Source organism: Mycobacterium sp. 852002-51057_SCH5723018 (assembly GCF_001667035.1).
Taxonomy (GTDB): Bacteria; Actinomycetota; Actinomycetes; order Mycobacteriales; family Mycobacteriaceae; genus Mycobacterium.
Map to the genome: position 1 here is coordinate 1 of NZ_LZIR01000038.1, position 655 is coordinate 655.

The window sequence follows — 655 nt, forward strand, 5'->3', positions numbered from 1 at the left end:
ATCTCGACGATCTCCTTCGGCACGCCCTACGGCACCGTCGAGTACGAGGGCGCCACCATTCCGGTGCCCGTCGACGACCAGACGCTGCAGGAAATCACCAAGATCACCGACGGCCAGGCGTTTCACGCTGACAGCCTGGAGTCGCTCGAGGGCGTCTATTCCACGCTGCAGCGCCAGATCGGCTACGAGACCGTGAAGGGCGACGCCAGCCTCGCCTGGATGCTGCTGGGCGCGGTGCTGCTGGCCGGCGCCGTCCTGGCCGGTGAGTTCCTGAACCGCAGGCTGCCCGCCTGAGCGTTCAGGTCGGCAGGCGCCGGTTGATCAGCAGGGCCAGCGCCGCGGCGATCAGGGCGGCGACGACGCCCAGGCGCAGCCAGCCGGCGCTGCCGGGACCGGGCACCGTGCGATACCCGATGTCGTTCTCTATGGCGTTGTAGCTCTTGTTGAGCTCGCTGAGGTTCGTGGCGGTGTAGGACTGCCCGCCCGACAGCCGCGCGATCGTCTTCATCTGGTCCGTCGAGACGGGGACGGCGACCCGCTGCCCGTTCATCTCGATCTCGCCGCCCTTGGTGCCGAACGAGATCGTCGAGATGGGCACCTCCTCGGCCTTGGCCAGCCGGGCGGCGGTGTAGGCGCCGTCGTGCGGATCGCTGGG

Annotated in this window: 2 pseudogenes; one reads left to right on the forward strand and one right to left on the reverse strand. The window is 68.9% G+C overall.

Features of this window, described 5'->3' with window-relative positions:
* Positions 1 to 294: pseudogene (locus A5764_RS09155) on the forward strand (hypothetical protein); the annotation flags it as partial.
* Between the two features lie 4 nt (positions 295 to 298).
* On the opposite strand, the pseudogene A5764_RS09160 reads toward A5764_RS09155, so the two are convergent.
* Positions 299 to 655, reverse strand: a pseudogene (locus tag A5764_RS09160) (hypothetical protein); the annotation flags it as partial.